The organism is Nesterenkonia sp. PF2B19, from assembly GCF_001758425.2.
GTDB lineage: Bacteria > Actinomycetota > Actinomycetes > Actinomycetales > Micrococcaceae > Nesterenkonia > Nesterenkonia aethiopica.
Window position 1 is genome coordinate 1 of sequence record NZ_MDSS02000094.1, and the last position, 6,873, is coordinate 6,873.

6 protein-coding genes and 1 pseudogene are annotated in these 6,873 nt (G+C 62.9%); 2 read left to right on the forward strand and 5 right to left on the reverse strand.

Annotation, left to right across the window (positions count from 1 at the left end; genetic code table 11):
* Window positions 1-717: 717 nt before the first annotated feature.
* A protein-coding gene (locus BCY76_RS16645) for an IS3 family transposase (protein WP_139827863.1) occupies window positions 718-2,006 on the forward strand; the annotation gives its coding sequence in 2 pieces (ribosomal slippage) (window positions 718-991 and window positions 991-2,006; 1,290 coding nt in all).
* 57 nt (window positions 2,007-2,063) lie between these two features.
* Here BCY76_RS16645 and BCY76_RS16650 read toward each other — a convergent pair.
* The 5 genes from BCY76_RS16650 to BCY76_RS16670 form a co-directional block, all read right to left on the reverse strand.
* On the reverse strand, window positions 2,064-2,342 hold the full coding sequence (locus tag BCY76_RS16650) for a metal-sensitive transcriptional regulator (RefSeq protein ID WP_070158848.1): 279 nt from the start codon (window positions 2,340-2,342) through the stop codon (window positions 2,064-2,066).
* 72 nt (window positions 2,343-2,414) lie between these two features.
* The gene (locus BCY76_RS16655; RefSeq protein ID WP_070158847.1) at window positions 2,415-2,774 is read right to left on the reverse strand and encodes a thioredoxin family protein; all 360 of its coding nucleotides are present in this window, start codon (window positions 2,772-2,774) and stop codon (window positions 2,415-2,417) included.
* 17 nt (window positions 2,775-2,791) lie between these two features.
* Window positions 2,792-3,556: a sulfite exporter TauE/SafE family protein gene (locus BCY76_RS16660; RefSeq protein WP_070158846.1), complete on the reverse strand. Its 765-nt coding sequence runs from the start codon at window positions 3,554-3,556 to the stop codon at window positions 2,792-2,794.
* A 7-nt stretch (window positions 3,557-3,563) separates the two neighbouring features.
* Window positions 3,564-4,145: a rhodanese-like domain-containing protein gene (locus tag BCY76_RS16665; protein WP_070158845.1), complete on the reverse strand. Its 582-nt coding sequence runs from the start codon at window positions 4,143-4,145 to the stop codon at window positions 3,564-3,566.
* Window positions 4,146-4,158: 13 nt separating this feature from the next.
* The gene (locus BCY76_RS16670; RefSeq protein ID WP_070158844.1) at window positions 4,159-5,559 is read right to left on the reverse strand and encodes an MBL fold metallo-hydrolase; all 1,401 of its coding nucleotides are present in this window, start codon (window positions 5,557-5,559) and stop codon (window positions 4,159-4,161) included.
* Between the two features lie 214 nt (window positions 5,560-5,773).
* On the opposite strand from BCY76_RS16670, the pseudogene mobF reads away from it, so the two are divergent.
* Window positions 5,774-6,799, forward strand: a pseudogene (mobF, locus tag BCY76_RS16675) (MobF family relaxase); the annotation flags it as partial.
* Window positions 6,800-6,873: the final 74 nt, after the last annotated feature.

Sequence of the window (6,873 nt, forward strand, 5' to 3'; positions counted from 1 at the left end):
GCAGGTGGTTCTTTGGCGATTACCATCCTGCGGGCGGGAGTCCGTTCGTTTTCTCATCGCCCCGCCGGCTCCGACAACCTCATGCCCCACAACAACTAGCGTGGGCGGCGCGCGGCTGATGGTTCTGTCGCGCAAGATCACCACCAACCTGAGATTCGCGCTTACACGACCGCCTGAGCCCAGGCCGAGAAACAAGGGAGCATCATGACTTTAGACGGACGCAAACTGATTGTCGTAGGCGGCACCAGCGGCATGGGCCACGCCATCGCCGAAACGGCCGCTTCTCAGGGCGCAGATGTGACCGCCATCAATCTGGGCATTCCCTCCGCGCTTCCGCCGGAAGGCCCATAGCTTCCAGATCGGAGATATTAGCGGAGTAGGGGCCATCCCGCCTCCGTGCGGTCAAATACAACGACTAAGACCCAGTGCTGACCTGAAGAACTCCCAATCGGTCACTCGCGATGCTTCTTCGCATTCCCGATGCGCTCCGTTCGGCACCTCTGCCGGTGGATGGAGCCGTAGCGCAGGCTCCCCCAGGAAGCTTCAGAAGCACCCAAGTGTGCCCCGGCTCCCGCCCGAGCACGAAAAGGCCCCAGGTCGGAAGTGCTCCGACCTGGGGCTTCCCAGGTGAGGTCTGCGCCCCAGGGCCCATCTGCGGTGACATGAACCGGCCCAGGTTTGATGCCGCTGCTGTTTAAGTCCGGAAGGATAGACAGTATGCCGAAGAAGATCGATCCCCAGCTGCGCGCGAGGTGCGTGCGACTCGTGCGAGAGCACCAGCAGGAATACCCCACCCTGACCGCTGCAGTCACTGCGGTTGCACGCCAAGAGAACGTCTCGCGCGAGTCCGTGCGGCGGTGGCTGTCCCAAGCCGAAGTCGACGACGGAACCCGTCCCGGGGTCACGAGTGAGGAATCCGCTGAGGTCAAACGCCTCAAGGCCGAGAACCGGCGGCTGCGGGAGGACAACGAGATTCTCCGCAGAGCCTCGATTTTCTTCGCGGGGGAACTCGACCCCCGCAACCGCTGACCTGCGCTTTCATCGATGAGATGAGAAGCGAGGGCCACGCAGTCGAGTCGATCCTTCGCGTCCTGCGCCAGCAGGGTCTGGGGATCGCTGCGAGGACCTACCGGGCCTGGAAGAGCCCGGTCCGGATCGCTGCCCGCACTGTCACCGATGCCTTGGTCGAGGACAAGATCCGCGACCTGGCATGGACGTTCAACGAGGTCACCGGGCAGATCCAGATGACTCCGGAGGGCCTGTATGGCCGACGGAAGTGGGTGGCCCGAATCCGCCAGGAGCCCGGGCTCGCTGGGACCTCCCGCGGGGCGGTGGATCGCGCGATGCGCACTCTTGGGCTCGAGGGCGTTCGGCGAGCGAAGAAGCTGCGCACCACCATCCCTGATCCGGACGGGAAACGAGCCGGTGACTTGCTCAACCGTGACTTCACTGCCCCGGCGCCGAACCGGGTGTGGGTCACGGACTTCACTTACGTCCGCACCTGGGCGGGGTTCGTCTATGTTGCGTTTGTCCTGGACGTCTTCGCCCAGCGGATCGTGGGCTGGCACGCCAGTTCCAGTAAGAAGGTCGACCTGGTGATGACCCCTCTGCGGATTGCTCTGTGGCAGCGCGAGCGGGAAGGGAACCCTGTCTCACCTGGAGGTTTGATCCATCACAGCGATGCCGGGTCGCAATACACAGCGATTCGTCTGACTGAGCACCTCGCACTTGAGGGCATCTCGCCATCGATCGGAACTGTTGGCGACGCCTACGATAACGCCCTGATGGAGACGATCAACGGGCTCTACAAAGCCGAGTGCATCCGCACCACCGTGTTCCATCCCGGCGCTTATCGGACCCTCGCCGACGTCGAGTACGCAACTGCCGGCTGGGTCGACTGGTATAACAATCGGCGACTCCACGGCACCCTCGGGATGCTCACCCCGATAGAGTTCGAGAAGCTCCACAATCAGGCCCTCACACGAGAGCCCGAACCCGCAAAGTAGCGGCATCGAACCTGGGCCGGTTCACCATGCGCCCCTCAAGGTTTGGGTGCCCTTGTGTCACGAGAGGGTGAGGAAGAGTTTTTCGAGTTCCTCCACGGTGAGGCCGTCTTCGTCTTCGGCGGCCGATTCTGGGTCTGTGATGCAGTACTGCATGGCACCGGAGACGATCATGAAGCCAGCACGGTCAAGAGCTGTGGAGACCGCGGCCAACTGGGTGACGACCTCGCGGCATGAGCCGTTGTTCTCCACCGAGTTGATGACCGAGTCCAGCTGGCCTCGGGCGCGCTTGAGCCTGTTGATGATCTTGCGCTGGGTCTCGGGGTCTGCGTTTCGCATGTGGGTCCTTCCGGTGCCTTGGATCAGAGAACACGACGAATAATGGTCCCATGTTTCTGGGCAGAAGAAGGGTCAGCCGGAAGCGAGCTGAGACCGGACTTCGCTCATATCTAGGGTTTTGACGGACTGGATGAGTTCGTGGAGCTCCGTTGGAGCCAGAGCCCCGGACCGTGAGTACACCAGCACCCCGTCGCGGAACGCCATCAGGGTAGGTATTGAGGTGATCTTCGCAGCTGAGGCCAGGGCTGGTTCGGCCTCGGTGTCGACTGAGGCGAAGGTGATCTCTGGATATTCGGCGGCGGCACCTTCGAAGACCGGGGCGAAGGCGCGGCACGGGCGGCACCAGTCGGCCCAGAAGTCCACCAGGACGATGCCATCCTGGTGGATACTGCTGGTGAAGGTGTGCTGGTTCAGGGCATGGACAGTCGTCATGATGAAGTTCCTTCTGTTCAGGTGAGTTCCAGGGTGAGTACAAGCCCACCCATGATCAGGACAAAGATTCCGAAGGCCTTGCGCAGACCATCCTCTGGAATGCGATCGGTGAACCGCGACCCCAGCAGTGCGCCTGCGACGGCTGCTCCGGTGACCAGCAGGATCAGCGGCCAATCCAGGCTGATAACAGTCAGGTAGCCCCCTAGGCCGGCCACTGATTTCATGGTGATCACCAGCAGGGAGGTGCCCACCGCTGCGGACATGGGCAGGCCAGCGAGCAGGGCCAAGGCGGGAACCACGAGGAAACCGCCTCCGGCGCCCACCATGCCCGTCACCAGGCCGACGATTAGCCCGTCGGCGAGGACGCGCCACCTGCTCAGGGAGGGCTTCTTCCCACCCGGAGAGGATGCGGGGACGGCCTTCCGGCGGCGTAGCATGGCCGCTGCGGTGACCAGCATCATCAGAGCGAAAGCGATCATCAGTACCGTTCCGGGGATCCGGCCGCCGATCAGCCCGCCGGCGAAGGCGCCGAACATGCTGGCGGCGCCGAACAGCGCACCGATCCTCCAGCGAACGTTGCCGCGGCGTGCATGGCTGATCAGGCTCACCGCTGAGGTGACAGCGACTACGAACAGCGAGCCCGCCACTGCTTCCCTCGGCTCCATCCCGGCCACATAGGCCAATAGCGGGACCGCCAGGATGGAGCCGCCACCGCCCAGCAGGCCCAACGAGACACCGATCAGTGCCGCCAGGGCGAGGACGAGCAGACTCAGAGATTCCATGGGGGTCTCAGAGTGTGCCGGTGATGTCAGGAATATCCCGAAGCGCGGACTCCAGGGTGGGGTCTGCTGCGGTTCTGTTCCAGGGCATCCGGCTCAGCGCGTAGGACATGCCGCAGGTATTGGTTGCGGCGGCGAAGATCAGCCCGGAGCCGACGCCGAAGGAGAGCCACTTCAACTTCGGGCTGACGAAGTGGCTGGCGAGGATGCCCGTAGTCACCAGGACCCCGGCCCCCATGCGGACCTGCCGCTCCATCTCCCACCGTGGGGTTCCCCGCAGCAGCTCTCCGCCTGCCTGCACATAGGCATTGATGCCGCCGTTGAGCATGTGGAGACGGTCAGCCCCCGCTTGGGACAGGGCCTGTGCGGCCTGCTGGCTGCGTGCACCGGATTGACACAGCAGCATGACCTCGCCAGGCAGCGAGGAGGCCACTGCAGAGGGGTTCTTCTGCAGCAGGTCCAGCGGAAGGTTTCGTGAGCCCTTGATATGAGCAGCTTCGAATTCTGCAGGTGTGCGGACATCGATGAGTACTTGAGGTGCAGAGGGGTCGCCCTGAAGCAGATCCTCAGGGGCACAATATGTGACAGTCATGGTCAGCCTTTCGTCAGTGGGGTGTGAGCTCAGCGGCCTGATGCTCGAGCCAAGCGTTGTAGCTGCCCTCCAACTCGAGGACCCGGTAGCCCTCTCGACGAAGGGCGCTGGCCGCGACGGAGTTGCGCTTCCCGGATTGGCAGTAAGAGATGATCGTGGCGTCCTTCGGCAGCTCGTCCAGGTGCCAGAGGACCTTGCCGGCGCTGAGGTTCTGCGCCTTGGGGATATGGCCGCTTGCGTACTCAGAGGCGTTGCGAACATCGAGCAGCACATCCGCCTCGGCGACGGCGAGCTCCTCAGGGGCGAGGGTTGCAGGGGCGAACCTCGGGAGGCCGTCGAGGCTGCTGATGTAGCCGGCATGCTGATCAATCCCGACTCGGATCAGGTGGGCCCGCAGTCGGTGCGCCTCATCCTGGTCGGCGGCCAGCAGCACCAAGGGGCGGCTCTCCCGTTCTGGGTCATAGGCCCAGGCACCGAAGCTGGCAGGCTTATCACTGGGGATATTCAGAGCCCCGAGCGCGGTCCCGGTATGCACCTGCTGGTGGGGGCGGGGGTCGATCACGATGAGCTCATCGGTCTCGACTCCGGCCGCAACCTGATGGGTCGGAAGTTCCTCGAGGTCTGATAGCTGGCCCAGAATCGCAGGGCCGGTCTTGTTCTGCCGCTTCATCCGCCCGAAATAGGCGTGGGCATCCGGCTGGCCTTCCAGAAGCTGCTGGACGAATCCAGCCTCGTCATCGTTGTCAAGATAAGGTGCCCACCAGGCATTGGCCCGTTCATAGCCCACTGTCGTGGCCGGAAGGGCACCCAGCGATTTCCCGCAGGCGCTACCGGCACCATGACCGGGGTAGACCAAGACGTGGTCTTCCATCTCAGTAAAGACATTCTTCAGGCTGTTGAAGAGCTGCTTCGCTCCCGCATATCGAGTATCGACACCGCCGGCAGCCTCATCCAGCAGATCCGGCCGCCCGAGCTCCCCGGCGAAAACGAAGTCGCCCGAGAGGATGTATCCCGGCTGATCGCTGAACGCACCATCAGTGATCTCGAAGATCAGGTGTTCCGGGGTATGGCCAGGGGTATGCCGAGCCCTGATCGTGATGTTTCCAATAGCGATCGCATCGCCGTCATAGAGGCGGTGGGCGTCGAATCCGTATTGCCAATCATCGTCCCCTTCACCGGAGACATAGAGCTCAGCGCCCGTCGCCGAAGCCAGCTCTCGACTTCCCGAGAGATAGTCGGCATGGATATGGGTCTCGGTGACGGCCACGATCTTCATCTCGTGGCGTCGAGCAAGTTCCAAATACTCAGCGATGTCACGGCGTGGGTCGACCACCACCGCCTCATTCTCAGCCTGACAGCCGATCAAGTAGCTGGCCTGTGCCAGGTCTTCGTCATAGATACGTTCCAGTAGCATTGCGCCTCCCATGAATAGCTCCTGTATACCCCCGGGGGTATATAGAGCATCCTGACATATACCCCCTGGGGTATGCAAGGAAGGTTTCTTCATCCCCGAGGATTCGGTCGGTGCACTACCCACCTGAACGACCACGCCTCTTGCAGATCGAGGGTGGGCCTGTGCCATCCAGGTGTTTCGCTGCCCACCTGATCATCGAGAGGCGGTGGTCTTGGTGACGGTATCGATGCGGGTCATGTCGGCTGGTGATGGGTATAAGTACCTGCTGCGGACGGTGGCCGCTGGGGATGGTGACCGGTCGTTGTCTACTCCGTTGACCCGGTACTACGCGGAGGAAGGTACCCCGCCGGGGCGATGGCTGGGTACCGGCGTCCGTGGGCTGGGGGATGGGCGGATCGGTGTGGGTGATGAGGTCTCTGAGGCGCAGCTTCAGCTGCTGGTGGGGATGGGTCGTGACCCGGTCACCGGTGAGCCGTTGGGGAAGGCGTATCCCCAGTACAAGTCCACCAGTGAGCGGATCGAGTCCCGTATCGCCGGACTGGAACCGGGTTTGGGTCCGGCTGCCAGGGCTGAGGCGGTCGCTGGGATTGAGGCCGAGGAAGCCGCCCGCAGCCGTCGTCGTGCGGTGGCGGGGTTCGATTTCACGTTCTCGGTGCCGAAGTCTGCCTCGGTGTTGTGGGCGGTTGCTGATGCTGGGACTCAGGCGTTGATTGCTCAGGCTCATCATGCTGCGGTTGCAGAGGTGGTTGCATTTATGGAGTCCGAGGTTGCAGCCACCCGCACCGGTGCAACCGCAAGGGACGGGGCGGTTGCACAGGTCGATGTGACCGGGCTGATTGCTACCGCCTATGACCATTACGACTCCCGGGCCGGCGACCCTCACCTGCACACCCATGTGGTGGTCTCCAATAAGGTCCAGACAGTGCTGGATGGGAAGTGGCGCTCCCTGGACGGAAGACCCCTGCACGCATCAGTGGTCGCGTTATCGGAGATGCATGAGGCAATCTTCGCCGACCACCTCACCCGAATGCTCGGGGTGGGGTGGGAGTGCCGAGAGATGGGGAGGGACCGCAACCCCTCCTGGGCCATCACCACCGTCCCCGAAGACCTGGTTTCTGAGTTTTCGACCAGGAGTAGGCATATCGACGCCGAAACCGACCGACTCATTGAGAACTACGTCACCCAGCACGGGCGCAGACCTGCTCCGGCGGCGATGGGTCTGCTGAAGGTTCGGTTGACTTCCTGACTGCTCGAGCGAGCAGAGAGGATAGTCACTATGCCGAAGATCTACTCCGAGGAGTTCCGCGCTACCGC

Coding starts and splice junctions, on each gene's coding strand:
- BCY76_RS16655 (WP_070158847.1), bottom strand. CDS start 2,774: ATGACGACTGTCCATGCCCTGAACCAGCACACCTTCACCAGCAGTATC.
- BCY76_RS16660 (WP_070158846.1), bottom strand. CDS start 3,556: ATGGAATCTCTGAGTCTGCTCGTCCTCGCCCTGGCGGCACTGATCGGT.
- BCY76_RS16665 (WP_070158845.1), bottom strand. CDS start 4,145: ATGACTGTCACATATTGTGCCCCTGAGGATCTGCTTCAGGGCGACCCC.
- BCY76_RS16670 (WP_070158844.1), bottom strand. CDS start 5,559: ATGCTACTGGAACGTATCTATGACGAAGACCTGGCACAGGCCAGCTAC.
- BCY76_RS16650 (WP_070158848.1), bottom strand. CDS start 2,342: ATGCGAAACGCAGACCCCGAGACCCAGCGCAAGATCATCAACAGGCTC.